Genomic DNA, 25055 nt, shown 5'->3' on the forward strand with positions numbered 1-25055 from the left:
CACTTGCGCGCCCTCACTTCCTGTCAGCGATGTCTGGAAACAGAAACGCCCGCTCGGTCGTGGGTGACCTGCGGGCGCAATTCTCGATTATGCTTATATATGAGCGATTGGCGGGGATAAGGTCAATACCCTATTTCAACGCATACGCTCCAAGGCCTCAGAAAGAGCCATACGCATGGCTCGCCTGTTCTTTCCATCGGAACACCACCCAAACTGCACCAGCACCTGAGAGAGCGTCATATCGCTTAGGCAGACGGCATCAACCAGAGCGCGGTCGGTGATCGTGCGGGCCGCGACACCGCGCGCCGACGGGCGCACCCGACGCACGGCCATTGCCACGCCCGTGCCGATCCGGCTGCGCATCCGCTCGATCGCGCGACCCTCGGCCACAAAGTCATCCATGAAGCAATTGCCCGAGCCAGCCGCGCCGCCTTGCGTGGCCTCGAGGCTGGTGCAGCGCATCCCGCCCGCGTCATGCCGCTCGACCAGATCGCGGTAATAGCGGCCGACGAGGATCTGCCCCTTGCTCAGCGGCGCGGCCTTCTTGCGCTTGGCGGCGTCCGCGCCCATGCGGTCGAAGACATCCACCGACCGCATGGCCTTGCGCCCCTGATAGCCACTTTCCTGCGCCGCCCATTTGCCATCAGCGCCCAGATGCATCTCGCGGGGCGTGAAGACCGCAAAGGCACCACGCGCCGGAGCCGCGATGATTTCGGAGCCGCATTCGCCGGGCACTATCGCGGCGCTGCGCATAGCATCAAGCCGCCCCGCCTCCTGCGCCAATACCGCAGCCCCTGCGCTACCCACATACACAACCCGCGTCATACGTCGTCTCCTGCCCCTGCCAGCTTCGCGATTTTCTCGCATTGGTTCATCGCCACCTGCCGCCGGTGGCGGAAGGCCATGTCGTCATCCGAGACCTGCCGGCCGGCGGCCATGTTCTCCTCGATCAGCATCAGGCGGCGCAGGTTCTCCCGCGCCTTCTCGCGCAGCTGACTGGCGGCGAACGCATTGGGCCAGCGGCGGGTATCCTTGACCGTGCGGCGCAGCTCGGGCGCCCAGCCATCGCGCAGCGCCTCGCGCCCCATGCCGCTGGCAAAGACCGCGCGCATCAACGGGCTACCGGTCTCTTCGGGCGGATCGATCTCGGCGGCCTTCTTCAGGATCTGCGGCCCTGCCCAGATCCGGTCCTCACGGGTGCCGCCCGGATGCGCGACGATCTCTTCCTTGAGCGCGTCGAGATTGATCTCGGACATATAGGCGAGCTTGCCGCTTACCTCCTCGATCATCTCTTCGAAGCCCGCCTTAGTCACGGTCGAGGGGCGCCCAAGCCCCAACCGCAAGAGCGGCTCGAAGAGCACCGTCCGCACACGCTTCTCACCGGCTGCCTGTTCTGCACTGTCCATGTCGCCTCTCCTTTCTCTCAGCAATCCCCGCTCGGGCACGCTCGACTGTCACGGGGGTAAGGGGGTTCTGATCTGATCTTCTCTATTCAGGCCGGAAAAAAGCGTGACAGTTTTCGGGCAAAAAAAAGCGAACCAGAACAGGTTCAATCAATATCTTGTGGAATTCACCGTATCGGACACAAACGGACTGTCCGAACTCTGTCCACGGACTGTCCCGTGACTGTCCCGTGACTGTCCGGAAAGTGTCACGCGTGACAGTTTGTGACTGTCCACGGACTGTCCGTTTGTGTCCGCGGACAGTTTCCGGACAGGGCCAATGATCCCCGCGCGCGAGGCCGCATCATGGACAAGCCGCAGCTCGAGGCGGTCATCGCCAAGCTCGGCCAGAACCATGTCCTGTACATCGCGATTGGCGGCACCGTCCTGCGACAGGCCGCATTTGATAAGCTGCTCGCCCAGCCGCTGCCGCCGCTTGCGCAGGGCGTCCTTCGAGGCCTTGCCTTTACGCCGCCCCCATGCTGCTTCGATCAGGGGAACGCAGCGCGCCCAGTAGCGGCGGCCATCGCTATGCACCGGCCAAAGCGCCAGCGCCTCTGCGATATCATCGCCCCGATCAAGACCCGCTACCAAGCGGCAGATCTGATCAGGACAGCCGGGCAACGAGCCCGCAGGAGATTGCCGGATCGAAGCGCTATAGAGCCGGAACATGATGCCAAGGGCGGCATGTGACAGCCCGAGCGCCCATTCTTCCGAGAGCCAGTCGATCGGCATCTCGATCTGCTCGAAGGTATTCAACGACACATGCGCCTCGATCGGCGGCTCGGGCAAATAACCCTCTTCGTTCCAAAGGTCAGTCATCACATCACCCCTTTCGCTTCGACCATGACCGGCACCCCATGCGAGGCAGCCCATTGCACATCGGCCCAGATTTGCGGGCAGCTTGCCCAGCCAGGGCAGGCAGGCACCCAGATCGCGCCGGCCGCATTGCGGAGACCTGCGACCTGTTTGGCCCAACCGACCGGCTCATTGATTTTCAGATGCATATCGACCTCGAGCATCGCCGCCCCGAGGATCACTGGCGAGATCGGTAAGACGCCCATGCGCGAAAGCTCGGCACAGGCCCGCGCAGCGAAAAGCGTGACCGCTTCCGGCACCCCGCACAGCCTGAGACGTACGGGAGAGCTGACAAAGACCAGCTTTCCGCCCGCATGCCCCACCACATCCGCAGGCTCGACCCCGAAGACAATCGGACCGGACCAGTCCAGCGCCGTGGCCGAACGCGACAGCGCGGCCCAGTTATCAAATGTAGAGATCAAGGCATCACCCCCGCGCACCATTGCAAGCGAAAAGAGATGCGGGACGGTTTGCGCCAACAAACCGCCCCATAGCGCTGCCCGACCCCGCTGAGTAGCCGGGAAACACTTGCACGACACCCACCACTCAACCGAGGTGCCGCGCGCTTTGCCACGAGGAACGAGAACACATGACAAAACTTAAGGAGACGCATTTCTGAGACCATCGTCCCCATCACTCGTCCCCCACAAACTCAAGAATATTACGGGCAATCAAACGCGCTTGCGGAACGCTCAGCGCAGCAAAGGCTTCTGGCTTTCCATCAACCTCGATCACCCGCACCACAAACCCGCGCTGCGACATCGACACTTCGACCTCGGCGCCAGTGGTGTGATCGAAGACTTTGGCGGAAACCGAGGTGCGCGCTTCCTGCGGGCGGCGCGGCGCGGCGACTGTTCTCTCGACCATCACGCCACCTCAAGATCTGCGCGATATTGCAGCGCCTCGATCAGGGCCTCGGTTGCCATCTTACCCGTCCCGATAGCCGATCCGCAGATCAGCCGAAAACGCTTCATCATGGCCTTACCATCAATGCCCAGATCGGCGGCAACCATGTTCTGCTTCTGGCCGTCCAGCAGCGCCTTGCACATCGCCAGTTCGGTCACCGCGTCAAAGGCAGGATCGGCCTTGAGCCCTTTCAGCTTGCCCAGATAAGACAACGCCTCAGGCGAGAGGACCGGCTCGGGCTCGGCCACGACGGGCGCTGGAGCCGGTGCGGCCTCGCGATTTGCCAGCTGGCCATTCGAGAGCATGTATTTGATCTTCGAACCAACCGACTGATTGCGACGACCCAGCACCTTGGCAATCTCCGGTACCGTCTTGCCCGCACCATAGAGCTGGATCAGCTTTTCCAGATCGCCATCCATGTAGGGGCCAGTCCGGTAATCCTCGGCATCGACTGGAATCGGTTCGACCGCAGGCACGGGCGCAGCCACCTCCGCCAAAACCTTCGTATCATCATCGGCAGGCACTTCGGTAGGAAGACTGACAATCTCCGGCCCGCGCTGGCCAATGACATCCGGCCCGCCCGGAACGTGCTCGCCTCCCCCATGCAGCTCAGCGATCTTAGCAATTGTTGAAAACAGAAACGCCTTGCTGAAGTTGTTCGCCGCGTCTTCCGGTGACGGCTGCACCGCCTCTGGCGCATCCTCGCGCGGCCCGTCAAACGCCACATGGATCGAGGCCCCCGTAACACTCGAAAGCTGGAACGCCACGTCCCAACCCTCTTTCAGCATCGTCTCGCCAATGCTGATCAGCGAGGTCATATTGCCCAAGCTCTTGCGCTGCGCCTCAACGCTGCGGGTAAGCTCTTCCAGCGTCATCATTCCGTCGCCCATCACTTGGCCCCTTTCATAACGGCAGCTTGTTTGAGAATTGGCGCGGGGGCTTTCCGGCCACCACTGGCCCCCGCAACAGTGTTCACAACCGCTTCCAGCGGTTCCACGCGCTGAAACAGCGTGGCCGGATTTTGCGCGATCATCGCCGCGCATCCGCGCCGCAGAGAGGTATCTGTGAATATGGCGCGGCTCATGTTCATTACTCCGCAGCCATCAGCCGGGCGAAGTCTTCGGGCCACGCCAGCGCCGCCAGCGCCACATGATCACCATAAGGACGGTTCAGACCGTCCCACCAGTTGCACGCCGTGCCAAAGGTCACGCCGAACGCCGCCGCCACATCCTCGCGCGACTGGAACATCTCGCGCAGGAAGACCGACCACCGCATGGCAAATGCCGCGCGATAAGGCACGGGGTCGAAATGCCAGCAATGCGCGCGGCGCAATGCGGCACGGCCCCGCCCTCGCCCGCCTGATGACGGCAAAACTTTGGAATGGGACTTTGCAGCGGGCACCGGCCCAGACTGCGACGAGATCAATTGAATGGAAGAAGACATGTCAGGCGACATCCTTACGTTGCGGTTGCGAAAGATCAGACACCGGATTGGCGCGCATATAGGCAAGCACACGCTCAGCGCGCTCGAAGCCCGGATAGGAACGACTGGCACACCAATCTTCCCAAGTCCCCCATGTGGCCCTGATCGCTTTGCGCAAGACGTTTTGAGGAGTCTGCCCGATGCCATCAGCGTAAACGCGCACCTCCGCAATGAATGCGGCAGTAAGCTCTACAGGCAGCGGGTGATTGTCTGGGGTCTGATCCATAAATCTCAATATGATCATTTTTGCTCACATCAGCAAGATCATTTTTGCTCATCGCAGTAATCTACGTTTTCGCGGAGAATGCATGCATGCATGAAGATCCATTCGCGGCAGGGCTCCGCGCATACTTTGATCAGCACCCGGACGTGTATCCGGCCACGGTCAGCGCCGCAGCTGGACTGAATAAGTCCGCCATTCGAAAAATCATCAGCGGAGAGGTAAAGTCCCCTCGACGCGCGAATGCGGAAAGCATTGCTTTACAGCTTGGCCTCTCCGTCGAGCGCATCATCGCCCAGGATTTCTCCGATAGCGCCAAGAGCATCAGTATTGTGGGTGAGGTCGGTGCAGGGGCGCACGTCGACCTTTTTGACGAGGTTGAAAACGGTAGCCATAGAGAAGAGATCGGCGTACCCGAAAACCTCAAAGATGAAGAGATCGCCGCTGTGCGCGTCGTCGGGGACAGCATGGAGCCGGTCTATTCGGAGGGCGACATTCTGTTCTTCACGCGGCAGACGCATGAAGGCGTGCCAGTCGAGGCCATCAACCGCAAATGCATCGTCGCCACGCCCGATGGCAAGGCGTGGGTAAAGCACCTAAAATACGGCTCTGAGGAAGGCAAGTTCCACCTCACCTCGATCAACCCCACCGGCGAGAACCGGCATAATACCGACGTGCTCTGGGCAACGCCTGTTCGGCTCCACCTACCCGCAGAGTTCGTGAAAAGACAACGCTGATCCCGTTGCGCCTATCTTTCCCGCACGCTCAAACCTGAGCTTGAGAACGTTACGCAATACATCCTAAAGCTCTTCGTCCTTGCATTTGGCCTCCATGAGGCGCCACGCCCCAGCAGAAACAATATCGGCCAAGAGCGGGTTATGGAGCTTCACCTTACCCCCACTCAATTAACGTCGCGCCTTCCAGCCCCGCCCCATGCGGGGCTTTTTCGTCTGCCTTCGCATGATCTCCGCGGTCAAATATGCTCCCCAGCAGCGCTGATCAATGCGGCCACCATGCCGATTCGCAAACGGCGCGTCAAAATAAATGATCATAAATGCTCACTGATGCTTGACGTGATCATTTTTGCCCATCATATTCAACTCATCACAACCGATGGAGTTGACCATGAAATCCCTATCCTCCCGCTGGGCCGTGGCCCTTATCACCGATCCCGTTCGCGCCAGCCGCGCCACGCCCCTTGCCCGCCGCCGTGCTTGGGCCCTGATGAAAGCTGATCGCGGCCAGAGCTGCGCCTTCAGCCTTAACACGATGCCTGCCCCCACACAGCAAGGCCCGCAAGACGCCGCCTGACACCGGTGCTTCCTGCCGCACACCGCGGCGTTCCACAGGAAGCCCTGCCCTCATTCGGTTGCCTGATCACTGCTCGCAACCCACCTGCCGGGCGGCGCGCTGCTCGCCACCGCCCGGCCTTTCTTTCACCCCATCGGCAGCGACACATGATCCTGCCGCCCCACAGGATGGAGCCGCGCTATGCAGACGTTTTACCAAGCCAAACACTCACGGAAGCCCCTCGCGGGCATCGTCTGCGCCTGCGCGGCTCTCCTGATCCTGCTGACCTACCTCGACCCCATCGCGCAGACCACCTGCGCCCGATGGTAGGCCGAGAACTCCGCTTTCTGAGATCGGTTGCCTGTTTCACTGCTCGCAACCCAACTGCCGGGCGGTGCACTGCTCGCCACCGCCCGGCCTTTTTCATCCGGAGCCCCCGCCGTGAACGCCATGACGCCAATCCCCCAAGACACAGAGACTCCCGCGTTTCTCGCCCGCGCGGCCCATAACATCAGCCGCGCGAACGCAGGCAAGCCACCCATGAAAGCCGATGCCGATTTTAAAACAGCCGAAGACAAGGCCTATCAGGTGACCGACGACGAGCTGCGCCAGTTCATCGAGCAGTTCGAAAGCCTCGAGGCCGAGAAGAAGGACATCGCCGAGCAGCAGAAGGACGTGATGGCCGAGGCAAAAGCCCGCGGCTACGACACCAAGGTCATCAAGAAGATCATCGCTCTGCGCAAGCGCGACAAGAACGACATCGCCGAGGAAGAGGCGATCATGGACATCTACAAGCAGGCGCTCGGGATGGACTGACAGCATCCGGCCCCACCCCCTTTCCTCCCGGGGCCAGATACGGGGCGGCGCTTAATACCCACCAGCGCCGCCCTAAGATCCCGAGCTTCGGCCAGCGCCCTCGAGGCCCTGCACCAAACTCAGGAATTCGGCGTGTCCCACGCGCGCCGGACAGGCGGACGCGGCAACCAGTTCGGAGGCCTGCCGCGTCCGCCGACCATCATGAAAGGAAACGCGATGACCGCATCCACCAGACGCAAGCTCGCGGCGGCGGCAGACGACTATCACGAGCAGATCAGCAAGAACCGGCCTTTCTTCATCATGGGCTACCCGAGCGAGGCCGATCGCATCGGAGCGCTCCGCGCAGCAGCCCGCGCCCATAGCCTGACGATGGAAGAGCTTTGTCCGCAGGTCGGGCTCTGTGATGGCCCCTGCAAAGGTCACACCGCAGCCGGTCGCGCGGCCCTCAGCCAGAGAGGAGCCGCATGATGCGCAGTACCGAGAAGCGGACCGTCACTATCCCCGATGGGCTTAGCCAGTCCAACATTTGCGCCCGTGTCGTCACCATGCCTCGCGCCCCTTGGGACGCGACCAACAGCAAGCTCGAAGCCCGGCCCGAGACGGCCCCACGCCAGAGCATCATCCTCGCCAAAGAAACCCGTTGTCGCGGCATCAAGGGCCGCGCCCTGGGCAACCTTATACGCAGCATGATCGCCGAAGAGCTACGCCACCTGCGCGAAGAGAACCACCCCACCGAAGTTTTCATCTGAAAGGAAAGTCAAATGCCTGACACCGTAGACAGCACATCCGACGATCGCACCGTGAATAACGTGGTGGGCCATACCTATCGCAAGCTTTCCGATATCGAGAAGGCCCAGATGAAGCGCCTCAAGGATATGGGCGCCGACTTCATCGCCATGCTGCACCAGGTGGGCGGCACCGAGATCGGCGGCGACCGCTTTGCCTCGCGCGACCTATCCCTTGCCAACACCCATGTCGAAGACGCCGTGATGCGCGCCGTGCGCCACATCACCGCCTGATCTTCCGGTGATCCGCCCCGTGTGGGCGGTGATCCCGAAGAACAGGAATTCGTGCGGCGGTCGCGCGGATGATCTGCGGGGGAAACGCTGTCCGATGCGCCCCCGCAGATCCGGCAAATCAGGAGGCCCGCCCTTGGCCATCGCACTTATCGCAGGCGCGGCCATCGCTGCCGCCCTTGCTATCGCAGCTATTCGAGGGATCGATTAATGGACGGATCGAACATGCATATCGGGGAAGAACTTTCCCCGATGATCATCGATAACTTCGCGGGCGGTGGCGGTGCCTCTACGGGCATCGAGCTTGCCCTCGGACGCTCGCCCAGTGTGGCGATCAACCACAACGCAGATGCGATCGCGCTACACACGGCGAACCATCCCGAGACGCTGCACATGATCACCGACATCAGGGCCGTGAAACGCGATTGATCGAGGGAGAGGCGGTGACCACTGAAGGTGCGTTTGTTCTGGCCGAGATCCGCGATCGACGGACGGACACCAATCCCGAGAGCGTCGGGAAGCTAATTGAGGATCTACAACGCAACGCAAGGGACCCCGACAAGCGGCGCGCGATTGACGTGATCCGAGCCCTGTCAGGCAAGATCGAGGCATTGAGCCGGAAGCGGCTGGAGCGGAAAGAAGATTATCGGGAACTGGAGGAATAGATGGGAAAGCAAGGCCTAAGCACCGTATGGCTTTTGATGGCTCAATACGAAGGCAAAGCGATGATCTCGGCAGAAACGGTGTGCAAGGATTTCTTTGCGCCACTCACTCTACCAGCATTCATCCGCAAGATTGGGAACGGCGAGATCGAGCTTCCGCTGGTTCGGATGGAGAACAGCCAAAAAGGTGCTAAGATGGTGCACCTAAGCGATCTTGCAGCTTACATTGATGATAAAGCTGAAGCCGCGAGGAGGGAAGCAAGGGCCCTGGCACGGTGATTTCATTTGCTAAATTTTGCTAAAATAAGAAAGCCAGATCGCAAGTGTCTGATCTGGCTTCTTAATTCGGATACGCCGTCCAATCCATCATGGGCGCCACAGAAAGCCTAAAGCTACTGTTTTTATAAATAAAATCAGATTTATTCAGGTCTTGATCCGTCATGTCATCCCGCAAGATTTTTGTTTGTTCACAGTGAGTCAACTTCCTGTCCCTGGTGCAACCGCTGCAATCTGGCAGAGACAGGAACGGGCCTTGGCAGATCGGGCCGCTGGCCGACAGAAGCCCCGGACCGGGTCGCCGGTCTATAACGCAGATCTCAGGACAATGCGAGACGGCAGTTGATCGGCCTCCAATAGCGCGGCTCGGCCCTCTTACCAACCGCCCGGCCATCCCCGCGCCGCGCCTATCTAGGCACGACAGGCCTTGCATCGCAGTTTGCGCGCATCCCCAAAAATCGAGCCCCTCCCCATACCACGCTCACGCAAGCGCTCGGTGTTTTCTCCGTCTTCGGGATGGTTCCTGACGATTTGTCAGCCCGTCACAACAGGTCTGCGCCGGAACATGTTGCCTGATCGCGCCCCCGCGCTACCGGCTGCCAACGGGTAGCTTTCCAATTGTCAGAAGCTCCCGCTCACGGGCCGGAGTTTACTGATGCACAGCCCCTGCGCGACGGAACCCTGATAAATCCTTTCCGAGCCCTTCACATCCGAGCTGAAGGTAGATAATTCGCCCCCTTCATGACAGAATTGTGTCGCCGAATGGTTGGCGGCCGGGAGGACGAGCCGTGAATGCAATAAGGTGGATCGGAGTGGTGCTGCTGGTTGCGAGTGTACCGCTGGCGCTGTGGTTGCCACTCTGGACGAGCTTCGAGAACGGGCCCGTCGAAACGTCGCAGGCGCTCCTTCTACTGGTCGGCGCGGGCCTCTCTCTCCGCTATGCGCGGGTCCCGACACAGGATGCGCGAGGGGGCTGGTTCTGGCTGGCGGCGGTGCCGTTCTGGATCGGTCTCGCGCTACGCGAACTGAGCTGGGGGGCGGTGTTCCTTGCTCCGCAATCCATCGGCGAACACGGGCCGCAATTCTCGTCCCATGTGCTGTGGTACAAGCCCTTCGTGGCCCCCGTGATGATGGCGCTTCTGGTGCTGGCGGTTGTGAGTTTCCTTTACGGGCGCGGGATCCGCCGTATCGGCCAGCTGATCGCACATAAGGCCTTCCCCTTTGGCGATTTCGGCCTGTTCATTCTGGCGATGCTGGTCTCCTCTGCCGCAGAGGGCCATGTGGGAAGCAGCCTCTATGGCCTACCCAACGGGCAGGTCACCGAGGAGATTGCCGAATTTGCGGCCTATATGTTCCTCTTCTCCGCCCAGTGCCGGATCTTCGCAGCGCTCGGAAGGCTCTCCCCGCGCCAGTAACTGGAGCGGACATCGGGCGTGCGAACCGGCCACCCCACCGTAGGCGGGGCCCCGGACCACAAGGCATCGTCTCTGCCGCCCCTATCTTGGAGTATGACGGCGTAACCCGTTAAACAGACGGTCCGCCGAAAACCATCCGCCTCCCGAGACTGCAAGCCCCCCCAGAAGCCAGATCCACAGAAGCCGCTGGTCCAGCAGGCTATCCGCGGCGCGATCAAAGAGCTTTCCCGCAGTCTCCGGTCCGACACCATGGCCCACGAGATCCGTCACCGTCATGACTATGATGAAGCCGATCATCATGACCGAAGCCGCCCGTGTCGCCAGTCCGGCAAGGATCAGCGCGGGCAGAATGATTTCCGCCGCAGTGCCAGCGGCCACGACCAGTTTCACGAGAGGCGCAAGGCCGTCCGGATCATATCCCAAGGCCTCCATCCTGCGCGGAAAAATCTGCACATAGGCCGAAGCCGACAGGCCGAAACCATCGAGCTTGGTCAGGGCCGAGGTCCAGAAGAAGCGCAGCAACACCGCAGCAAACACAAGCCGTGTGACACAGCCGAGGGCCAGCATCTCCCGCGTGGGTGCCTGCGGCCCGAACATGACCCGTTTCATGCTATCGGCCTCCCGTGGTCAATGCGCCTGCCCGAACGAGGCAGGAAAGAATGGCCACCGGATCGGACCGCCCCTCGAGCGCGACTTCCAGATCACGTCCCTGCGACAGGGCCGAAAATGTGGCCTTGGTCCCACGTGGAGCCTCGGCAATCAAAACATCCGCATGGGGACGCGTGATCAACACCTCTCCGGGCGCGGCGGATTTCAGATCCGGCCTGCCGGAATTTCGGGCCCATGCCGAGAGTGCCGCGCTGCGCAGGGACAGACAATGCGCAGCCGGATGCGGCACGATCCCCGCGCCAACGCTTTCGCCGAGCGTCTCCTGCGTCACGACCGCGCAATCACGCGCATGGCAGGCAAGGCGCAATGTCATCTCGATACAGGCGACCTCGGGCAGATAGGGCAGACCGACCACGGGCGCAAAGCCCTCCAGCCAGCCGGCAAAGGGGCCTCCGTAACACGCCATGACCGGATCACGGGGCGGATGGTCGCGTATGAACTCGCGCGCCATAGCCGTAAAAAACTCGTGCCCGACCAGTGCCTCGACTGCGGGAAACCCCGCCCGAAGCGCCGCGGTCAGAGCCACCGCGACATTGTTGCGATAGACCGAAAACCTGCGTGCGGCTTCGGCGGGCGGATGGTCGATGGCGAGATCCGGCATCTTGGCCTGCCCGCGCAGCCCCGCAATGAATTGTGTCTCGTGGCTCATGCCGGCACCTCATCGAGCAGCGCCTGCGCCCGCGCCGCCTCGGCCTCGAGGATGGCAAACTCCGGCACATCCTCGTCCCATTCGATCAGGACCGGCCTCGGCCCGATCCGCCCGATGACCTCGGCACAAAGCGCCCAGACCGGATCGGCGACAGCGGTGGAATGGCTATCGATCAGCAATTCCCCCCCCCCGCCCGGATCCGGCACATGCCCTGCAAGATGGATCTCTCCCGTGCGTTCGAGCGGATAGGCCGCCAGATAGGCCTCGACACCGATACCCACATTGACCGAGGACAGGAAGAGATTGTTCAGATCCAGAAGCATACCGCAGCCGGTCTTCTCGGCAACGCGCGCAAGGAACTCGGGCTCGGGGATGGTGCTATCGGCAAGGCGCAGATAGCTGGTCGGATTTTCCAGAAGCATCTGCAGACCGAGCCGGTCCTGCACCTCTGACACATGATCGGCCACATGCCGTAGCGTGGCCTCGGTATAGGGCAAGGGAAGCAGGTCGCTGTAATAGGCACCCTGATGGGTGGACCATGCAAGATGTTCGGAAAACTGCGCGGGTCTGATGCGGTCAAGCAACTGCTGCAACCGGCGCAGATGCAGTCGATCGAGCGGCCCCTCGCCCCCGATCGACAATCCCACGCCATGCACCGAAATCGGAAACCGCTCCGCCAGATCCATCAGCATCGCAAGGCGGGGGCCGCCCTCGATCATGTAATTCTCGGCATGGATCTCAAGCCAGGACACAGCGCCGGGACGGGCGAGATCCTGCAGATGCTTCGGCTTGAAACCGATTCCGGCGCGAGCGGGCAAGGCTGTGGTCATGGCGCTCTCCTCGGGCTATGCGGCGCGCGGTGGATCCGCGCGCCGGACCTCTCACATTTTCGGAAGATCGCGTTCAAGCGGCGTCAGCGCGCCCATGCGCGCATGCCCATTCGCCATGGCCGGAAGCTCCATATCGGCACAGGTGCCAGCAGGCACCAGCGTCCACGCATTGCCCTGATAATCCATCTTCGACGTTCCCGCGCAGGTGGTGCCGGGGCCTGCGGCACAGCCGTTCTGGCCTGCAAGCGCAACGCCGTAGCATTTTTCCTGTCCTGCGGCATGGGCGGGCAATGAAAGACCGGTGACGGTTGCGGCGATGATCGTGGCGAGGCCGAGAGTTGTGTTGGACATGTCTAGCTCCTGATGGGTTGACGCAGATCCTTCGTGTCTGCCTCAGGGTCTTCGGCTCCGGCCTTGCAGATGTTACAGCGATCACCGTTCTGTGATGTGAAAAGCCCGCATGAAAATTTCGCGTCAGTGCTGTAACATCCACGCATTGCCGCCCGTAGACATTCATAGAGTGGCACAAACATGGCAGGCCCCGCATGGCTCAGGCCGATTTCGAGATAGAGACATGGATGCGTGCCGGACTGGCCGGAGACCGCAGGGCCTATTCGGCCTGCCTCTCGGCGCTTGCGCCACGCATGAGGGCGATGGCGCGCACGGACCTTCCGGGTTCGCTGGCGCATCTCGTCGAGGATGTGGTGCAGGAGGCGCTTCTGGCGATCCATCTCAAACGTGGCAGTTGGGACCCCACCCGCCCGCTCCTGCCTTGGGTGCGGGTCATCGTGCGCCGCAAGGCGATCGATGTGATGCGGGCCCGCCCGAAAGGCGGGCATGAGCCGATCGAGGACCACCACGATCTGCATGGCGTGGCGGTCGATCCGCTCGAAGGACTTCTGCTGGAGCAGGCTCTGGCGCGACTGCCCGACAGGGATGCCTCGCTGGTGCGCGATCACGCATTGGGCGGGGCCGAGCCCGAGGCTCTGGCTCGCAAATTCGGGCTCAGTCCGGGGGCGCTGCGCGTGGCGTTGCACCGTGCATTGAGCCGACTGGCCGAGGCGGCAAGAAAGGACGAGGAATGGAAACCGAAAACCTGATCGCGGCGCTCAGCGCCGATACAACACCGCCCCGCTATCCGCATCTGCGGCTCCGGCTACTGGCGGGAGGCGCGGTCTCGATCGCTCTCATGGTCCTCCTATGGGGCCCGCGTCCGGATTGGAGCGAGGCCATACGCACCCTGCCCGTATTGCTCAAACAGACGCTGCCGCTGGCCTTCGCATTGCTCCTGGCGCGTCCGCTCGCGCGCCCTGTCGAGGACCGTCCCGCCTCGCTCAGAGCCCCTCTTGCCCTCATGATCCTGTGCGGACTTGTCTGGGGGGGCGCGATGATCGGGGGCGGTAATCTCTGGGGCCGGACATGGTGGATCTGCCTGCTGTCCATTCCGGCCTTGGGCCTGCCTATCGGCGGGTTTCTTTTTGTGGGCCTTCGACGCCGGATCGTCGTGGATGGCGGCAGGACGGGCTGGATTGCCGGCCTTTTCGCCGGTGCGTTGGCGGCAATGATCTATGCCATCCATTGCGATGATGACGGCCCGGCCTTCTATCTGCTTTGGTATGGTGCGGCGATCCTGCTCTGCGGTCTGGCCGGACGGATCGCCGGGCGGCAGCTCTTGCGCCTCTGAGGGTCTCGCTCCTGCAGGCAATCAAGAGGGAACGACCGAAACGCCCGGCAGTCTCCTGCCGGGCGTAACCTTGTGCGATGTATCAGGCGGTCTGCCGACCGATTGCATCGAGCCGTTGCAGCGCCTCCCGTGGCAATTCCAGATCGGCTGCCGCGATATTTTCATGCAGATGCGACAATGTCTTGGTGCCCGGAATGACGAGGATATTCGGCGATCTCTGCAACAGCCATGCCAGCGCGACCTGTTGCGGCGAGGCCCCGAGGCCGGCGGCAACCGCGTCCAGCTCCCGCGATTGCAGCGGCGTGAAACCACCCAGCGGGAAGAACGGCACATAGGCAATACCCTCGGCGGCCAGCGTCTCGATCAGCGCATCATCGCTCCGGTTGGCGATGTTGTAGAGGTTCTGCACGCAGACGATCTCGGTGATCTTGCGCCCTTCTGCGACCTGTGCGGCGGTGGCGTTGCTGAGCCCGATATGCCGGATCAGACCCTGCGCCTGTAGCTCGGCCAGCACCGTGAGCGGCTCCTCGATCGAGCCTTCGGCAGGCCCCTCCGCAAACATCAGCCGCAGGTTGACGACCTCCATCGCCTCGAGACCGAGATTGTCGAGATTGTCGCGCACAGCCGCCACAAGATCATCGGGGGAGGCTGCGAGGTTCCACGAGGCATCCGCCCCGCGTCGCGCGCCCACCTTGGTCACGATGCTCAGATCCTGCGGATAGGGGTGGAGCGCCTCGCGGATAAGCTGGTTGGTGACATGCGGACCATAAAAATCCGAGGTATCGATATGGTCGATCCCTGCCTCGATCGCGGCACGCAGAACCGCGAGCGCCCCCTCGTGATCCGCGGGTGGGCCGAAGACATGCGGACCGGCCAGCTGCATGGCGCCATAGCCGAGGCGGTGGACCGTCCGCCCGCCCTTGAAGGTGAAGGTCCCGCCGAGTGTCGATGTCGTGATCATGGTACCGCCCTTTCGTAACCGGATTTCGATGTCCCTGTATATGGACGTTGGCTATTGTAAGGGAATACCCTGCTTTCCGTTCAGGCTGTCCGGATAAAGAGAACAATGCGCGATCAAAGAGATCTACGGTATTTCATAGCTGCGGCACGGCATGGCGGGTTTCGCGGCGCGGCGCGGGCGACATCGACCTCTGCCTCGAGCATCAGCGAGGCGGTCATCCGGCTTGAGGAACGGCTCGGAGTGCGGCTATTCAACCGCACCACACGAAGCGTCGCACTGACGCAGGCCGGTGAGACACTGCTGGCGCGGCTCGTCCCCGCGCTCGAGGAAGTCGATGCGGCACTCGAGGCAACCTCGGCCCTTGGTAAGGGGCCGCGCGGACTTCTACGGCTGAACGTGCCGGGGGCTGTGACCCGCACCATCCTGCCGCCCATTCTCGAGCGCTTTCTGGCGGCACATCCCGACATCACCCTCGAGTTGATCGCCAATGACGGCTTTGTCGACGTGCTGGCAAGCGGCGCGGATGCCGGTATCCGCTACGAGGAAGCCCTCTCGCAGGATATGATCGCTGTGCCCATCGGCCCGCGCAGCCAGCGCTTTGCGGCCGCGGCCGCCCCGAACTATCTCGAGCGGCGGGGGCATCCGCGGCACCCACACGATCTGCTGTCGCATGACTGTATCCGCACCCGCTTTCCCGGCGGCGCACTCGGGATCTGGGAGTTCGAAAAGGCCGGTGGCGTCGTGAAGATCGATCCCCCGGCAAGGATGACGGTCAGCACACAGGCCGTGGATATGGCGATCTCGGCTACCGTTGCCGGTCTCGGCATCCTTATGACTTTCGACGGATGGCTGGAGCCGTTACTGGAGGATGGCCGCCTCCTGCCGGTCCTGGAAGACTGGTGGTCCACATTCTCGGGGCCGTTCCTCTACTATCCGGGCCGCCGCCACATGCCCCCGCCACTGCGCGCCTTCGTGGATTTCGTAAAGGCGGAACAGGCTGACGAGCGGGCCGAAGGTCGATCCCGGTCCCAAGGGATTGGCCCCCTATGAGCAACATACGTTGACTTCGCGCGTCGTTTATATTAAATAAACTTAAGCGATTGATCAGTAAAACTGGTCTTTATGGGGTGCCTGACTGGCGCGCCCCTTTTGTTCTTACTGGCAGACAGGCTGGCGATGCTGCCGCCCGCGAAGTCTTTTCGATGATTTTGATGGTGTACACTCATGGTCTCCCCGAGCAAGCCTGCCGCGATGGCAATGGCCATGGCGCAAACGTTTCTGGACGAGAATGTAGAGGCACTGCTCTCGAATGATTTCGAGGCTATAAGAAGGATGTGCAGCCTGCCGTTCCGTCTTGAAACGATGGACAAGAAGCGCATCCTGAGGACGACCGAGGGGCTAAAAGCCGCAAGCACCGCCTGTTACGAGAGCCTGCGTTCCCGAAATATCAGCCATATCATCCGCAGGTGCCTTGAAGCTGCGTGGTGTGATCCCGAAACGATCTGTGTTCTCTATGAAACCCGGTATGTGAGCGGTGGCCGGTTTCTTACCTATGAACCCTACCTCTCCCTCGCCACCCTGCGGCTCGAGGAAGGCCGCTGGAAGCTCAGCTCCATGCAATTTGCGAGCGATGAGGCCGAGCCGATCATCCGGCTCGTAAATCACGAGCTGTAAGCAAACCGGGCATCGCACCCGACCGGACATGCCACCTCGATGCGCGACAGGAATTACGCGGCATCCGGTCTATTTCCGTGCGCCTCAGAGAGCGGATTACCCTTCACAGATTGGCTGAAACGAGCTGATTCGCTCCCCGTTTTGATAGAAAATATCGCAGCAGAACCGCTATCGAAAAAATTAACTAAAACAATTGCCTAATTTTTAATCGTATTCTGGATGGTTGTAGTTAAGCCCTCAGAAGCTACCCAAGGTCACCTGTCAGCGGGAGAGGTTTACATTTGATTAATCAACACCCGATGACAATCTTACAGATGTAACCACCTACACTCACTCATCTTAGGATTGCATAGGCTCTTTTCCATTCCGGCTTCCGGAGCGAGAATGTCTGGCCGTGCACCCTAGCGTTTCCCTTGCGAGGCATGCCGCTTCGCGAGCTTGGTCAACTGTATCTATTGCCATTGGTAACAAGTAGTTAACCCTTGGAGTAGGCCCATGCCGACACGCACGCGTGATCTGACAAACATGCAAACCTATGAAGGCTCGCTTCTGGGTTTGAGCGACACTTTACTGGTCAGCAACCTGCAGGACAGTTCGGACGGAACGCTGACGTTCGACGATAATGATGGCGATGGGAACATCGACTGGGATGCGGGAGAAAGCGCGACCTGGGACGATGACGGCACCGCTGATGAGGCGACCTATATCGGTTCGGGCACCGTCACCTCGGCGGTTTCTCTTAACGTTCTGGGACTGAGTCTCGATATCGAACTCGGCAGTTCTGTCAATGTCACCGCATGGGAGGCGGACGGGAATACCTATCTCTATTATCCCGATGGGGATCAGGCAGAGCTGCTCGACGGGCTTGTCACCCAGCTTACCGACGCCATTTCCCCCCTTCTCCTCTCGAGCGTTCTGGACGCGCTCGGGGTCTCCAGCCTTCTTGAATATGTCGAACAGAATGCCGTTCTCACCTTCGACCTCTCGGCGGGAACCTCCGTCCAGTTTCCGGTCTGCTTTGCCGCCGGCACGCAGATCGAGACCGAAGACGGGCCTGTCGATGTCGAAACGCTCACTCCGGGCTGCCGGATCCGCACGATGGATCACGGCTACCAACCTCTTAAATGGATCGGCACACGGCATCTTTCCCGCCGGAGCCTCGAGCGGAATCCCAAATTGCGCCCAATCAGGATCGAGAAGAACGCGCTGGGGCGCGGGCTGCCGGAGCAGGATCTGGTCGTCTCGCCGCAGCACCGGATTCTTGTCCGGTCGAAAATCTCGCAACGGATGTTTGGACAGCTCGAAGTCCTTGTTCCCGCGAACAAACTTACCTCACTCGAGGGAGTTTCGCCTCTCGAAGATGTCGAGAGCGTCGATTATTACCACCTGCTCTTCGATCAGCATGAAATCGTCTTTTCGAACGGAGCGGCATCAGAGAGCCTCTATACCGGCCCGCAAGCCCTCAAATCCCTGTCGCCCGAGGCATTCGAGGAGGTGCAGACCCTGTTTCCAGAGCTATGCGCCGAGGATCACAGACCGATGCCCGCACGGTTCCTGCCCGAAAAGGGCAAGGTGATGAAAAAGCTGGTGGCGCGCCATCAAAGCAACCACAAGCCACTCTACGCCTGAACGTCGGGAGAGAGCTCCAACGACATTCCGCATTATGGAAATGGCCGGAGGCGCGTATGGCTCCGGCCAGATAGTGTGGCGTGCAAACACACGGTCGGGCGCCTTCGGGATCAGGCCCAGTCCCCGTTGCGGAAAATCGCGACCCGGCTGCCATCGGCGCGGATGCCATCGATATCGGTCTCCGGCCCGCCAATCATCCAGTCGACATGGATCAGCGAACTGTTCCCGCCCTTATCGGCAATCTCCTCCGGTTTCAGATCGGCACCGTTGAGGAAGCATTTCGAGTAGCATTGTCCCAAAGCGATGTGACAGGCCGCATTCTCGTCATAAAGGGTGTTGTAGAAGAGAATACCGGATTCCGAGATCGGCGAATGGAAGGGCACGAGCGCAACCTCGCCCAGAGAACAGGCGCCCTCATCGGTAGCGATCAACTCTTTTAGGACGGCCTCGCCCTTGGTCGCGCGGGCCTCGACGGCGCGGCCATCCTTGAACACCATCTCGATATTCTCGATCAGGCTGCCTTGATGCGAAAGCGGTTTGGTTGCCCGCACCGTGCCGTTGATGCGCGATTTATGCGGGGTGGTGAAGACTTCCTCGGTCGGGATGTTCGGATTGCAGATAATACCGTTTTGCGCGGGCGAGGCACCGCCATGCCATTCATGGTCATCGGCAAGACCCACCTCAAGATCGGTGCCCGGGCCGGTGAAATGCAGCGCAGCGAAGCGCTCCTCGTTGAGCCATTTGGATTTCTTGGCCAGAGTTGCGTTATGCTCGGCCCATGCCGTGACCGGGTCGGCACGGTCAACGCGCGAGGCGGCGAAGATCGCCTCGGCCAGCTTGGCCTGTGCCTCGTTGTCCGAGAGATCGGGGAAAATGCGCTTGGCCCATGCTACCGTCGGATAGCTGACGATGGACCAGTTGATCTCGAAATTGGAGATCTTCTCCAGTGCCGGTTTATAGGCTTTGGCATTGGCCTTGCCCGCCCGCGAAACCTTAGCCGGATCACATTCGGACAGCAGCATCGGGTCTTCGCCCACGATCGCCAGACGCGCCGCGCCGCTGGTATAGGCTTTGGCCATCCCCTCATAGAGCCAGCCCGCAGCACTATCGAAGCTTTCATCAGACGCGAAATCGTAGCGCGCCTTCGCAATCTCGCCATCCGACAGGATGGGTGTCACGATCCCCGCACCCGCCTTATAGGCCTCGGCCACGATACGGCGCAGGAGCGGCAGCGCCTCCACAGGGGCCGTCACCACGAGATCCTGCCCTTTGCGCAGGTTCAAACCGGTTTGGACGGCCACTTTCGCCAGACGGTCAAGCGCTTCGAGATCAAAGGGTAAATCAGCCATAAGGCCCTCCTGGTCATTTCTTGGCCCCACGTTCTGCCCATCTGCAAGCAAGGTCAAGTGCATGAGAAAGGGGCGGAAGACCCGCCCCTCTCGAAACATCACTGACCAAAGTCAGGTAATTACATCGGGCTGCTGTTTGCCGGTTGTGGCAGCGATCCCGACAATCTCTTCGGTCGCTTTGATGATCGGGGCCAGCGCCTCTTGCGGATCCTCGCCCAGACCTTCGGGGCCTGCGACATAGCGCTCGAGATAGACACGAAGTGTCGCCCCTTCGGTGCCGGTGCCGGACAGACGCAGCACGACCCGCGAGCCTCCCGCAAACAGGATACGGAAGCCTTGCCCCTCGGAGACGGATTGATCGACCGGATCGGTATAGGCGAATTCATCGGCATTACCGACGACAAGCCCCTGATACTCCTTGCCCGGAAGTTCGGCGAGCCTGGAACGCAGATCCTCGAGCATCGCCTCGGCCTGCTCTTTCGGCAGCGCCTCGTAATCGTGGCGCGAATAATAGTTACGCCCGAAGCGTTTGAAGTGATCTTCCATGATCTCGCCCACCGACTGGCCGCGCGCCGCGATGATGTTGAGCCACATCAGGACCGCCCAGAGGCCGTCCTTCTCGCGCACATGGTCGGAGCCGGTGCCGAAGCTTTCCTCGCCGCAGAGCGACACGCGCCCCGCATCCATCAGGTTCCCGAAGAATTTCCAGCCCGTCGGTGTTTCGAAACAGGCAAGCCCCAGCGCCTCTGCCACACGGTCGACCGCCGCCGAGGTCGGCATGGAGCGCGCCACGCCCTTCAGCCCCTTGGCATAGCCGGGCACCAGTTTCGCATTGGCCGCGATAACGGCGAGGCTGTCGGAGGGAGAGACATAGGTGCCTGCACCGAGGATCATGTTGCGGTCGCCATCGCCATCGGAGGCCGCGCCGAAATCGGGGGCATTCTCGCCCATCATTTCGGCCATCAACTCATGCGCCCATGTAGGATTGGGGTCGGGATGCATTCCGCCGAAATCCTCGAGCGGCGTTTCGTGGGTGACGGTGCCCTTGGGCGCGCCCAGACGGTTCTCGAAGATCTCGACCGCATAGGGGCCGGTGATCGCGCACATCGAATCCATGCGCATCCGGAAGCCCTTGGCAAAGAGCGCCTTGAGGGCAGCGAAATCGAAAATCCCTTCCATCATATCGGCATAGGCCGCAACCGGATCGAGAACCTCGACTTCCATCTCGCCCAACATTTGCGTGCCAACGTTGCCCAGATCGATATCCTCGGCCTCGAGCTTCAGATAGGAGGTGATGTTCTTGGTGCGCTCGAAGATCGCATCGGTGATCTTCTCGGGCGCAGGACCGCCATTGGCCGCGTTATACTTGACGCCGAAATCCTCGTCGGGACCACCCGGATTATGGCTGGCCGAGAGGATCAGCCCGCCATCGGTATCAAGTGTTCGGATCAGGTTCGAGGCCGCAGGCGTCGAGAGCCATGCCCCCATGCCCACATAGACCTTGGAGGCCCCATTGGCCGCCGCCATCTTCAGGATCGTCTGTGCGGCTTCCTTGCCGAAATAGCGCCCGTCGCCGCCCAGCACCAGAACCTTGCCGTCCACACCACCAATCGCATCAAAGGTCGACTGGATGAAATTCTCCAGAAAATGGTTCTGCATGAAAACCTTGGTTTTCTTGCGCAACCCCGACGTTCCGGGCTTCTGGCCCTCGAACGGGGTGGTCTGAATCGTGGTCATGATATCTCCTCACGGACGGTCGCTTGGCGTAATGATTTGAACAGTTTGAGGGATCTTGCAAGCCTCTGTTAAGAAATCGAGGCTCGAGTTGCCGGCCCGTCCCGTGCGTCCGTCCCGGCGCGCATCCTTTCGCACTGTTACCCGGCCCAGAAGTAACCCAACCGCGCCAGAGGTCCAGCCCGCGCGACTTTATGCAGCGAGATCATGCCCGTGATGCCGACGCATCCAGAATGTTACACCAAGGGAAGATAGACGATAAAGCGCGAGCCCACGCCTTTCTCGCTCTCGACCCTGAACCGGCCACGATGGCGCGAAACGATATGTTTGACGATGGCCAGTCCCAGTCCCGTGCCTCCCTGTTCGCGCGAGCGGTGGGTATCGACGCGGTAGAACCGCTCGGTCAGGCGGGGCAGATGGATGGCGTCGATCCCCTCTCCTTGATCCTGCACCACGACCTTCAGTGCCGCGCCGCGCAGGGCCGGTTCATGGGCCACCGTGCTCAAGGTGATGCGGACCTGTGCGTCGGGGGCCCCGTATTTGATGGCGTTCTCGATGAGATTTGAGAAAACCTGCGTCAACTGGTCAGGATCGCCCGAGACCCGTTTCGGTCCGGCCTCACCCTCGCGCAGCAAACTCACGTTGCGCGCCTCGGCCACGGGGGCAAGCGCCTGCATCGCGCCGTTGAGAACGGCCGACAGATCGACCGTCTGTGTCGGACGGCGGCGCTCCTCCGATTCTACACGGCTGAGCGAGAGAAGATCCCCCACCAGCCGGTTCATCCGCGCGGCCTCGCGCTCCATGATCGATAAAAACCGCGCCCGCGCTACAGGATCATCCTTGGCCGCATGCAGGAGCGTCTCGATAAAGCCCGACAGCGCGGTGAGCGGGGTGCGCAACTCGTGGCTGACATTGGCCACGAAATCACGCCGCTGGGCCTCGGCCTCCTCGAGCGCAGTGACATCCTCGAACACGATCAGCGCGCCCCCCTGCGGCAGCTCGCTGAGCGGATCGGCAGGCATGGGAGAGACAGTGCACATTACCGACATCTCGCGACCGCCCAGCGAAAGCCTGTCGCGCGCGCGCTCCTCGCGCCCATGCTTGAGCGCCTCGTCCAGCGCGAAATTGATGGCAGGCTTGCGGATAACGGTGACGAATGTCCGCCCCTCCAGACCATCCCCCAGCAGACTGATGGCCGAAGGGTTGGCATAGGCGATCTTCTCGTTCTGCCCGATCAGCAGGATCGGAAAGGGAATGGCGCCGAGCGCCGTTATCGTCGAAGATTTTCTCATCACCACCCCCGTTTTTCTTTTGGTAGAGTTGACCTAAATCAGAATAGCGTAAACAGTTGATGACAGTATTTTTCTGCGTTTACCATTTAGTAACCACAAGAGGTTTTAGGGGTGTGACATTCCACCCCGTGGCGAGTTAACCTGATCTCAACGAAAAGGATTGACGCAATATGATCTCTCGGAACGGATCACATATTTCTCCATCAGAGCTTGGTGCCAAATCCGCCGAACTGGCGGATCGGCGCATCCTTGTGATCGAACCGTCGATGGAACTGCCGCATGCGTTGCGCGGGGTGACCGGTGCGGCCTTTACCATCGCCCGACTGGCCACCATCGACCATGCACTGATCGAAAGGACCGCACCCGATCTCGTGCTCTCGCCACTTCTGTCGGAGGCGTTCGATATTCTGGATCTCGCCCATGTGCTGCTCAAACATGGATATACCGGACCGTTGCGGGCCTATTGCCTGCCGCTGCCCAATGCCGATCTGATCAAACAGGAAGTGCGCCAGATCTGGCCCGAGCGCGATTTCGATATTTTCGAGATACCGGGGCTGGCCCCGTCGCCAAACATGCCCCGCCGCTGAGCGTCGGGGCCAAAGCGGCGTTCAGATACGCTTAAGACCGGTGCGATATCTCTCGGCATTCGCGCGGTAGCGTGCAGCCCCCTTGGCCAGCATGGCGTGATCCGCCTCGTTCAGCTCCCGCATGATTTTTGCGGGCGCGCCAAGCACCAGAGAATTATCGGGGATGACCTTCCCTTCGGTCACAAGAGCGCCTGCGCCGATCAGACATCCCCGCCCAATCTTGGCACCGTTCATCACCATCGCGCCCATACCAATCAATGTGCCTGCGCCAATCTCACAGCCATGCAGCAGCGCCCGATGGCCAATGGTGCAATCGGGGCCAACGACCAGCGGGAAGCCCATATCGGTATGCATCACTACGCTTTCCTGCACATTCGATCCGGCACCGATGAAGATCTCTTCATTATCGCCGCGCAGGGTCGCGCCAAACCAGACCGACGCCCCCTCCTCGAGCACCACGCGTCCGATCAGATTGGCATCCTCGGCCACCCATACGTTGTCCGCGATGCGCGGACGGAATCCATCAAGCTCGTAGATCATCGTGCCTCGAACTCCTCATCAAGTCCGCGGATGAACGCACTGAGCCCGGGTTGGCGGTCGCGGCGTGCGCGCTCGGCCATCAGGATGGTCTTCAGCTCTGCCTCCGCCACATCCAGATCGCGATTCACAAGAACATAGTCATATTCCGCCCAATGGCTGATCTCGGACATGGATTTCTCCATGCGGCCCGCAATCACCTCGTCACTATCTTGCGCGCGCGAACGTAAGCGGCTCTCAAGCTCGGCAATCGAGGGCGGCAGGATGAAGATGGATACGACATCCTTGCCGAGCGCAGAATTGCGGATCTGCTGTCCGCCCTGCCAGTCGATATCGAACAGCGTATCGCGGCCCGCACTCATGGCCGCCTCGACCGGCGCTTTCGGCGTGCCGTAGGAGTTGCCGAAGACTTTCGCATGTTCGAGCATTTCGTCGGCCTCGACCATCCGGTCGAATTCCTCATGGGTCTTGAAGAAATACTCGACTCCTTCGGTCTCGCCGGGACGCGGCGCACGGGTGGTGGCCGAGACGCTGAAACTGAGCGTCGGGTCCCAAGTCATCAACCGCCGCGCAAGCGTCGATTTTCCGGCCCCCGAGGGCGACGAAAGAATAATCAAGATACCACGCCGATCGGCCATAGGCTCCCCACTCCATATATCAGGTCTTGTCTCGTTGCCTCGATAGCGCCCCGAGGGCCGCAATCACAGGCTTTAGCGCCCGCGAGCTGGCCTGCGCCTAACATTTTTATGACCGGAAAGTCGAGAGAACGCGATTCTGGCCGCAGGAGAGCCCTCAGGCGCTGCAAGATCACGCCTGATCGGCGCGCATGCCCAAATGGAAATCAGAAAAACTTCGGGCAAAGTCCTCCGATTCTCCGACCGAATTTATTAAATCTTTCACTTCTACCGCCGGAAGCCGGTCATTTTTCGCTACCTTGAATCGGGACAATGACCAAATGTCTTAACAAAACATTACGACGCCCTCGAAATATAGCTCGTTTTCTCCCGAAGGATTAACCATAACTCCTTGGCCTGTTTACCAAAATTCCACCCTTCCCGAACGGGGCATCCGATGCCT

Annotated in this window: 36 protein-coding genes; 17 read left to right on the top strand and 19 right to left on the bottom strand. The window is 60.9% G+C overall.

Annotated elements, in window-relative coordinates; translation table 11 throughout:
- Positions 1–135: 135 nt before the first annotated feature.
- The 9 genes from ABEB22_RS12645 to ABEB22_RS12685 form a co-directional block, all read right to left on the bottom strand.
- Positions 136–825, bottom strand: a complete 690-nt coding sequence (locus ABEB22_RS12645) for a hypothetical protein (RefSeq protein ID WP_406870462.1) — start codon at positions 823–825, stop codon at positions 136–138.
- The gene (locus tag ABEB22_RS12650) at positions 822–1406 is read right to left on the bottom strand and encodes a hypothetical protein (RefSeq protein WP_406870463.1); all 585 of its coding nucleotides are present in this window, start codon (positions 1404–1406) and stop codon (positions 822–824) included. Before ABEB22_RS12650 ends, ABEB22_RS12645 begins: the two co-directional genes overlap by 4 nt.
- A gap of 147 nt (positions 1407–1553) precedes the next feature.
- Positions 1554–2264, bottom strand: coding sequence for a hypothetical protein (locus ABEB22_RS12655; protein WP_406870464.1), 711 nt, complete (start codon positions 2262–2264; stop codon positions 1554–1556).
- Positions 2264–2722, bottom strand: a complete 459-nt coding sequence (locus tag ABEB22_RS12660; RefSeq protein WP_406870465.1) for a DUF1937 family protein — start codon at positions 2720–2722, stop codon at positions 2264–2266. Before ABEB22_RS12660 ends, ABEB22_RS12655 begins: the two co-directional genes overlap by 1 nt.
- A gap of 211 nt (positions 2723–2933) precedes the next feature.
- Entirely contained in the window at positions 2934–3167 is a 234-nt protein-coding gene (locus tag ABEB22_RS12665) for a hypothetical protein (RefSeq protein WP_406870466.1), read from the bottom strand.
- Positions 3167–4096: a hypothetical protein gene (locus tag ABEB22_RS12670; RefSeq protein ID WP_406870467.1), complete on the bottom strand. Its 930-nt coding sequence runs from the start codon at positions 4094–4096 to the stop codon at positions 3167–3169. The genes ABEB22_RS12665 and ABEB22_RS12670 overlap by 1 nt, the downstream gene beginning before the upstream one ends.
- Positions 4096–4296 carry a hypothetical protein gene (locus ABEB22_RS12675; RefSeq protein WP_406870468.1) on the bottom strand — a complete coding sequence of 67 codons (201 nt, stop codon included), beginning with the start codon at positions 4294–4296 and terminating at the stop codon, positions 4096–4098. The genes ABEB22_RS12670 and ABEB22_RS12675 overlap by 1 nt, the downstream gene beginning before the upstream one ends.
- Positions 4296–4649, bottom strand: a complete 354-nt coding sequence (locus tag ABEB22_RS12680) for a hypothetical protein (protein ID WP_406870469.1) — start codon at positions 4647–4649, stop codon at positions 4296–4298. Before ABEB22_RS12680 ends, ABEB22_RS12675 begins: the two co-directional genes overlap by 1 nt.
- A 1-nt stretch (position 4650) precedes the next feature.
- Positions 4651–4932, bottom strand: coding sequence for a hypothetical protein (locus tag ABEB22_RS12685; protein WP_406870470.1), 282 nt, complete (start codon positions 4930–4932; stop codon positions 4651–4653).
- 68 nt (positions 4933–5000) lie between these two features.
- On the opposite strand from ABEB22_RS12685, the gene ABEB22_RS12690 reads away from it, so the two are divergent.
- The 11 genes from ABEB22_RS12690 (at position 5001) to ABEB22_RS12740 (ending at position 10383) form a co-directional block, all read left to right on the top strand.
- Positions 5001–5645, top strand: coding sequence for a S24 family peptidase (locus tag ABEB22_RS12690; RefSeq protein WP_339112921.1), 645 nt, complete (start codon positions 5001–5003; stop codon positions 5643–5645).
- A gap of 388 nt (positions 5646–6033) precedes the next feature.
- Positions 6034–6219 (top strand): hypothetical protein, encoded by a 186-nt coding sequence (locus ABEB22_RS12695; RefSeq protein WP_406870471.1) that lies wholly within the window; start codon positions 6034–6036, stop codon positions 6217–6219.
- 180 nt (positions 6220–6399) lie between these two features.
- On the top strand, positions 6400–6528 hold the full coding sequence (locus ABEB22_RS12700) for a hypothetical protein (protein ID WP_406870472.1): 129 nt from the start codon (positions 6400–6402) through the stop codon (positions 6526–6528).
- Between the two features lie 210 nt (positions 6529–6738).
- Positions 6739–7014, top strand: a complete 276-nt coding sequence (locus tag ABEB22_RS12705; RefSeq protein ID WP_406871152.1) for a DUF2312 domain-containing protein — start codon at positions 6739–6741, stop codon at positions 7012–7014.
- A gap of 216 nt (positions 7015–7230) precedes the next feature.
- A complete protein-coding gene (locus ABEB22_RS12710) occupies positions 7231–7482 on the top strand; it encodes a hypothetical protein (RefSeq protein ID WP_406870473.1) in 252 nt (83 codons plus the stop codon).
- Positions 7479–7763, top strand: coding sequence for a hypothetical protein (locus tag ABEB22_RS12715; protein WP_406870474.1), 285 nt, complete (start codon positions 7479–7481; stop codon positions 7761–7763). Before ABEB22_RS12710 ends, ABEB22_RS12715 begins: the two co-directional genes overlap by 4 nt.
- Positions 7764–7775: 12 nt before the next feature.
- Positions 7776–8033, top strand: coding sequence for a hypothetical protein (locus tag ABEB22_RS12720; protein WP_406870475.1), 258 nt, complete (start codon positions 7776–7778; stop codon positions 8031–8033).
- 207 nt (positions 8034–8240) lie between these two features.
- A complete protein-coding gene (locus ABEB22_RS12725; RefSeq protein WP_406870476.1) occupies positions 8241–8459 on the top strand; it encodes a hypothetical protein in 219 nt (72 codons plus the stop codon).
- Between the two features lie 14 nt (positions 8460–8473).
- Positions 8474–8695 (top strand): hypothetical protein, encoded by a 222-nt coding sequence (locus ABEB22_RS12730; RefSeq protein WP_406870477.1) that lies wholly within the window; start codon positions 8474–8476, stop codon positions 8693–8695.
- Complete coding sequence (locus ABEB22_RS12735) at positions 8696–8971, top strand: pyocin activator PrtN family protein (protein WP_406870478.1); 276 nt, start codon at positions 8696–8698, stop codon at positions 8969–8971. It abuts the gene before it with no gap.
- Positions 8972–9756: 785 nt separating this feature from the next.
- The gene (locus tag ABEB22_RS12740; protein WP_339112507.1) at positions 9757–10383 is read left to right on the top strand and encodes a hypothetical protein; all 627 of its coding nucleotides are present in this window, start codon (positions 9757–9759) and stop codon (positions 10381–10383) included.
- Positions 10384–10464: 81 nt separating this feature from the next.
- On the opposite strand, the gene ABEB22_RS12745 is transcribed toward ABEB22_RS12740, so the two are convergent.
- From ABEB22_RS12745 to ABEB22_RS12760, 4 genes are read right to left on the bottom strand one after another with little or no spacing between them, the layout of a single operon-like run.
- Positions 10465–10992, bottom strand: a complete 528-nt coding sequence (locus ABEB22_RS12745) for a DoxX family membrane protein (RefSeq protein ID WP_406870479.1) — start codon at positions 10990–10992, stop codon at positions 10465–10467.
- Between the two features lies 1 nt (position 10993).
- Entirely contained in the window at positions 10994–11701 is a 708-nt protein-coding gene (locus tag ABEB22_RS12750) for a putative DNA-binding domain-containing protein (protein WP_406870480.1), read from the bottom strand.
- Positions 11698–12531 (bottom strand): DUF692 domain-containing protein, encoded by an 834-nt coding sequence (locus ABEB22_RS12755; RefSeq protein ID WP_350933997.1) that lies wholly within the window; start codon positions 12529–12531, stop codon positions 11698–11700. The genes ABEB22_RS12750 and ABEB22_RS12755 overlap by 4 nt, the downstream gene beginning before the upstream one ends.
- Before the next feature lie 51 nt (positions 12532–12582).
- On the bottom strand, positions 12583–12882 hold the full coding sequence (locus ABEB22_RS12760) for a DUF2282 domain-containing protein (RefSeq protein WP_339112503.1): 300 nt from the start codon (positions 12880–12882) through the stop codon (positions 12583–12585).
- Positions 12883–13076: 194 nt separating this feature from the next.
- On the opposite strand from ABEB22_RS12760, the gene ABEB22_RS12765 reads away from it, so the two are divergent.
- Entirely contained in the window at positions 13077–13631 is a 555-nt protein-coding gene (locus ABEB22_RS12765) for a sigma-70 family RNA polymerase sigma factor (RefSeq protein WP_339112502.1), read from the top strand.
- Positions 13613–14215 (top strand): DUF1109 domain-containing protein, encoded by a 603-nt coding sequence (locus ABEB22_RS12770; RefSeq protein WP_339112501.1) that lies wholly within the window; start codon positions 13613–13615, stop codon positions 14213–14215. Before ABEB22_RS12765 ends, ABEB22_RS12770 begins: the two co-directional genes overlap by 19 nt.
- A gap of 82 nt (positions 14216–14297) precedes the next feature.
- On the opposite strand, the gene ABEB22_RS12775 is transcribed toward ABEB22_RS12770, so the two are convergent.
- On the bottom strand, positions 14298–15176 hold the full coding sequence (locus tag ABEB22_RS12775) for an aldo/keto reductase family oxidoreductase (RefSeq protein ID WP_339112500.1): 879 nt from the start codon (positions 15174–15176) through the stop codon (positions 14298–14300).
- A gap of 105 nt (positions 15177–15281) precedes the next feature.
- Here ABEB22_RS12775 and ABEB22_RS12780 point away from each other — a divergent pair, with 105 nt between their 5' ends.
- The 3 genes from ABEB22_RS12780 (at position 15282) to ABEB22_RS12790 (ending at position 18479) form a co-directional block, all read left to right on the top strand.
- Positions 15282–16226 carry a LysR substrate-binding domain-containing protein gene (locus ABEB22_RS12780; RefSeq protein ID WP_406870481.1) on the top strand — a complete coding sequence of 315 codons (945 nt, stop codon included), beginning with the start codon at positions 15282–15284 and terminating at the stop codon, positions 16224–16226.
- 174 nt (positions 16227–16400) lie between these two features.
- Positions 16401–16850 carry a hypothetical protein gene (locus tag ABEB22_RS12785; RefSeq protein WP_406870482.1) on the top strand — a complete coding sequence of 150 codons (450 nt, stop codon included), beginning with the start codon at positions 16401–16403 and terminating at the stop codon, positions 16848–16850.
- Positions 16851–17345: 495 nt separating this feature from the next.
- Complete coding sequence (locus ABEB22_RS12790; RefSeq protein WP_406870483.1) at positions 17346–18479, top strand: Hint domain-containing protein; 1134 nt, start codon at positions 17346–17348, stop codon at positions 18477–18479.
- Between the two features lie 110 nt (positions 18480–18589).
- Here ABEB22_RS12790 and ABEB22_RS12795 read toward each other — a convergent pair whose 3' ends face one another.
- The 3 genes from ABEB22_RS12795 to ABEB22_RS12805 form a co-directional block, all read right to left on the bottom strand.
- The gene (locus ABEB22_RS12795) at positions 18590–19828 is read right to left on the bottom strand and encodes an aminopeptidase (protein WP_406870484.1); all 1239 of its coding nucleotides are present in this window, start codon (positions 19826–19828) and stop codon (positions 18590–18592) included.
- Positions 19829–19939: 111 nt separating this feature from the next.
- A complete protein-coding gene (locus ABEB22_RS12800) occupies positions 19940–21565 on the bottom strand; it encodes an alpha-D-glucose phosphate-specific phosphoglucomutase (protein ID WP_406870485.1) in 1626 nt (541 codons plus the stop codon).
- 233 nt (positions 21566–21798) lie between these two features.
- Positions 21799–22854, bottom strand: a complete 1056-nt coding sequence (locus ABEB22_RS12805; RefSeq protein WP_339112494.1) for an ATP-binding protein — start codon at positions 22852–22854, stop codon at positions 21799–21801.
- A gap of 170 nt (positions 22855–23024) precedes the next feature.
- Here ABEB22_RS12805 and ABEB22_RS12810 point away from each other — a divergent pair, with 170 nt between their 5' ends.
- The gene (locus tag ABEB22_RS12810; protein ID WP_406870486.1) at positions 23025–23441 is read left to right on the top strand and encodes a hypothetical protein; all 417 of its coding nucleotides are present in this window, start codon (positions 23025–23027) and stop codon (positions 23439–23441) included.
- A gap of 21 nt (positions 23442–23462) precedes the next feature.
- On the opposite strand, the gene ABEB22_RS12815 is transcribed toward ABEB22_RS12810, so the two are convergent.
- Complete coding sequence (locus ABEB22_RS12815) at positions 23463–23981, bottom strand: gamma carbonic anhydrase family protein (protein ID WP_339112492.1); 519 nt, start codon at positions 23979–23981, stop codon at positions 23463–23465.
- A complete protein-coding gene (gene gmk / locus ABEB22_RS12820) occupies positions 23978–24616 on the bottom strand; it encodes a guanylate kinase (RefSeq protein WP_339112491.1) in 639 nt (212 codons plus the stop codon). Before gmk ends, ABEB22_RS12815 begins: the two co-directional genes overlap by 4 nt.
- Between the last annotated feature and the right edge of the window lie 439 nt (positions 24617–25055).

It is taken from the genome of Thioclava sp. 'Guangxiensis', from assembly GCF_045348365.1.
Taxonomy (GTDB): domain Bacteria; phylum Pseudomonadota; class Alphaproteobacteria; order Rhodobacterales; family Rhodobacteraceae; genus Thioclava; species Thioclava kandeliae.

Excerpts from the sequence above, each read along its gene's own strand:
- ABEB22_RS12790 (WP_406870483.1), top strand. The coding sequence starts at position 17,346 with ATGCCGACACGCACGCGTGATCTGACAAACATGCAAACCTATGAAGGC.
- ABEB22_RS12775 (WP_339112500.1), bottom strand. The coding sequence starts at position 15,176 with ATGATCACGACATCGACACTCGGCGGGACCTTCACCTTCAAGGGCGGG.
- ABEB22_RS12795 (WP_406870484.1), bottom strand. The coding sequence starts at position 19,828 with ATGGCTGATTTACCCTTTGATCTCGAAGCGCTTGACCGTCTGGCGAAA.
- ABEB22_RS12815 (WP_339112492.1), bottom strand. The coding sequence starts at position 23,981 with ATGATCTACGAGCTTGATGGATTCCGTCCGCGCATCGCGGACAACGTA.
- ABEB22_RS12675 (WP_406870468.1), bottom strand. The coding sequence starts at position 4,296 with ATGAACATGAGCCGCGCCATATTCACAGATACCTCTCTGCGGCGCGGA.
- ABEB22_RS12750 (WP_406870480.1), bottom strand. The coding sequence starts at position 11,701 with ATGAGCCACGAGACACAATTCATTGCGGGGCTGCGCGGGCAGGCCAAG.
- ABEB22_RS12700 (WP_406870472.1), top strand. The coding sequence starts at position 6,400 with ATGCAGACGTTTTACCAAGCCAAACACTCACGGAAGCCCCTCGCGGGC.
- ABEB22_RS12705 (WP_406871152.1), top strand. The coding sequence starts at position 6,739 with ATGAAAGCCGATGCCGATTTTAAAACAGCCGAAGACAAGGCCTATCAG.
- ABEB22_RS12670 (WP_406870467.1), bottom strand. The coding sequence starts at position 4,096 with ATGGGCGACGGAATGATGACGCTGGAAGAGCTTACCCGCAGCGTTGAG.
- ABEB22_RS12745 (WP_406870479.1), bottom strand. The coding sequence starts at position 10,992 with ATGAAACGGGTCATGTTCGGGCCGCAGGCACCCACGCGGGAGATGCTG.
- ABEB22_RS12800 (WP_406870485.1), bottom strand. The coding sequence starts at position 21,565 with ATGACCACGATTCAGACCACCCCGTTCGAGGGCCAGAAGCCCGGAACG.
- ABEB22_RS12780 (WP_406870481.1), top strand. The coding sequence starts at position 15,282 with ATGCGCGATCAAAGAGATCTACGGTATTTCATAGCTGCGGCACGGCAT.
- ABEB22_RS12725 (WP_406870476.1), top strand. The coding sequence starts at position 8,241 with ATGGACGGATCGAACATGCATATCGGGGAAGAACTTTCCCCGATGATC.
- ABEB22_RS12810 (WP_406870486.1), top strand. The coding sequence starts at position 23,025 with ATGATCTCTCGGAACGGATCACATATTTCTCCATCAGAGCTTGGTGCC.
- ABEB22_RS12650 (WP_406870463.1), bottom strand. The coding sequence starts at position 1,406 with ATGGACAGTGCAGAACAGGCAGCCGGTGAGAAGCGTGTGCGGACGGTG.
- ABEB22_RS12680 (WP_406870469.1), bottom strand. The coding sequence starts at position 4,649 with ATGTCTTCTTCCATTCAATTGATCTCGTCGCAGTCTGGGCCGGTGCCC.
- ABEB22_RS12760 (WP_339112503.1), bottom strand. The coding sequence starts at position 12,882 with ATGTCCAACACAACTCTCGGCCTCGCCACGATCATCGCCGCAACCGTC.
- ABEB22_RS12755 (WP_350933997.1), bottom strand. The coding sequence starts at position 12,531 with ATGACCACAGCCTTGCCCGCTCGCGCCGGAATCGGTTTCAAGCCGAAG.
- ABEB22_RS12735 (WP_406870478.1), top strand. The coding sequence starts at position 8,696 with ATGGGAAAGCAAGGCCTAAGCACCGTATGGCTTTTGATGGCTCAATAC.
- ABEB22_RS12655 (WP_406870464.1), bottom strand. The coding sequence starts at position 2,264 with ATGACTGACCTTTGGAACGAAGAGGGTTATTTGCCCGAGCCGCCGATC.
- ABEB22_RS12720 (WP_406870475.1), top strand. The coding sequence starts at position 7,776 with ATGCCTGACACCGTAGACAGCACATCCGACGATCGCACCGTGAATAAC.
- ABEB22_RS12690 (WP_339112921.1), top strand. The coding sequence starts at position 5,001 with ATGCATGAAGATCCATTCGCGGCAGGGCTCCGCGCATACTTTGATCAG.
- ABEB22_RS12645 (WP_406870462.1), bottom strand. The coding sequence starts at position 825 with ATGACGCGGGTTGTGTATGTGGGTAGCGCAGGGGCTGCGGTATTGGCG.
- ABEB22_RS12785 (WP_406870482.1), top strand. The coding sequence starts at position 16,401 with ATGGTCTCCCCGAGCAAGCCTGCCGCGATGGCAATGGCCATGGCGCAA.
- ABEB22_RS12710 (WP_406870473.1), top strand. The coding sequence starts at position 7,231 with ATGACCGCATCCACCAGACGCAAGCTCGCGGCGGCGGCAGACGACTAT.
- gmk (WP_339112491.1), bottom strand. The coding sequence starts at position 24,616 with ATGGCCGATCGGCGTGGTATCTTGATTATTCTTTCGTCGCCCTCGGGG.
- ABEB22_RS12685 (WP_406870470.1), bottom strand. The coding sequence starts at position 4,932 with ATGATCATATTGAGATTTATGGATCAGACCCCAGACAATCACCCGCTG.
- ABEB22_RS12765 (WP_339112502.1), top strand. The coding sequence starts at position 13,077 with ATGGCTCAGGCCGATTTCGAGATAGAGACATGGATGCGTGCCGGACTG.
- ABEB22_RS12805 (WP_339112494.1), bottom strand. The coding sequence starts at position 22,854 with ATGAGAAAATCTTCGACGATAACGGCGCTCGGCGCCATTCCCTTTCCG.
- ABEB22_RS12665 (WP_406870466.1), bottom strand. The coding sequence starts at position 3,167 with ATGGTCGAGAGAACAGTCGCCGCGCCGCGCCGCCCGCAGGAAGCGCGC.
- ABEB22_RS12695 (WP_406870471.1), top strand. The coding sequence starts at position 6,034 with ATGAAATCCCTATCCTCCCGCTGGGCCGTGGCCCTTATCACCGATCCC.
- ABEB22_RS12715 (WP_406870474.1), top strand. The coding sequence starts at position 7,479 with ATGATGCGCAGTACCGAGAAGCGGACCGTCACTATCCCCGATGGGCTT.
- ABEB22_RS12770 (WP_339112501.1), top strand. The coding sequence starts at position 13,613 with ATGGAAACCGAAAACCTGATCGCGGCGCTCAGCGCCGATACAACACCG.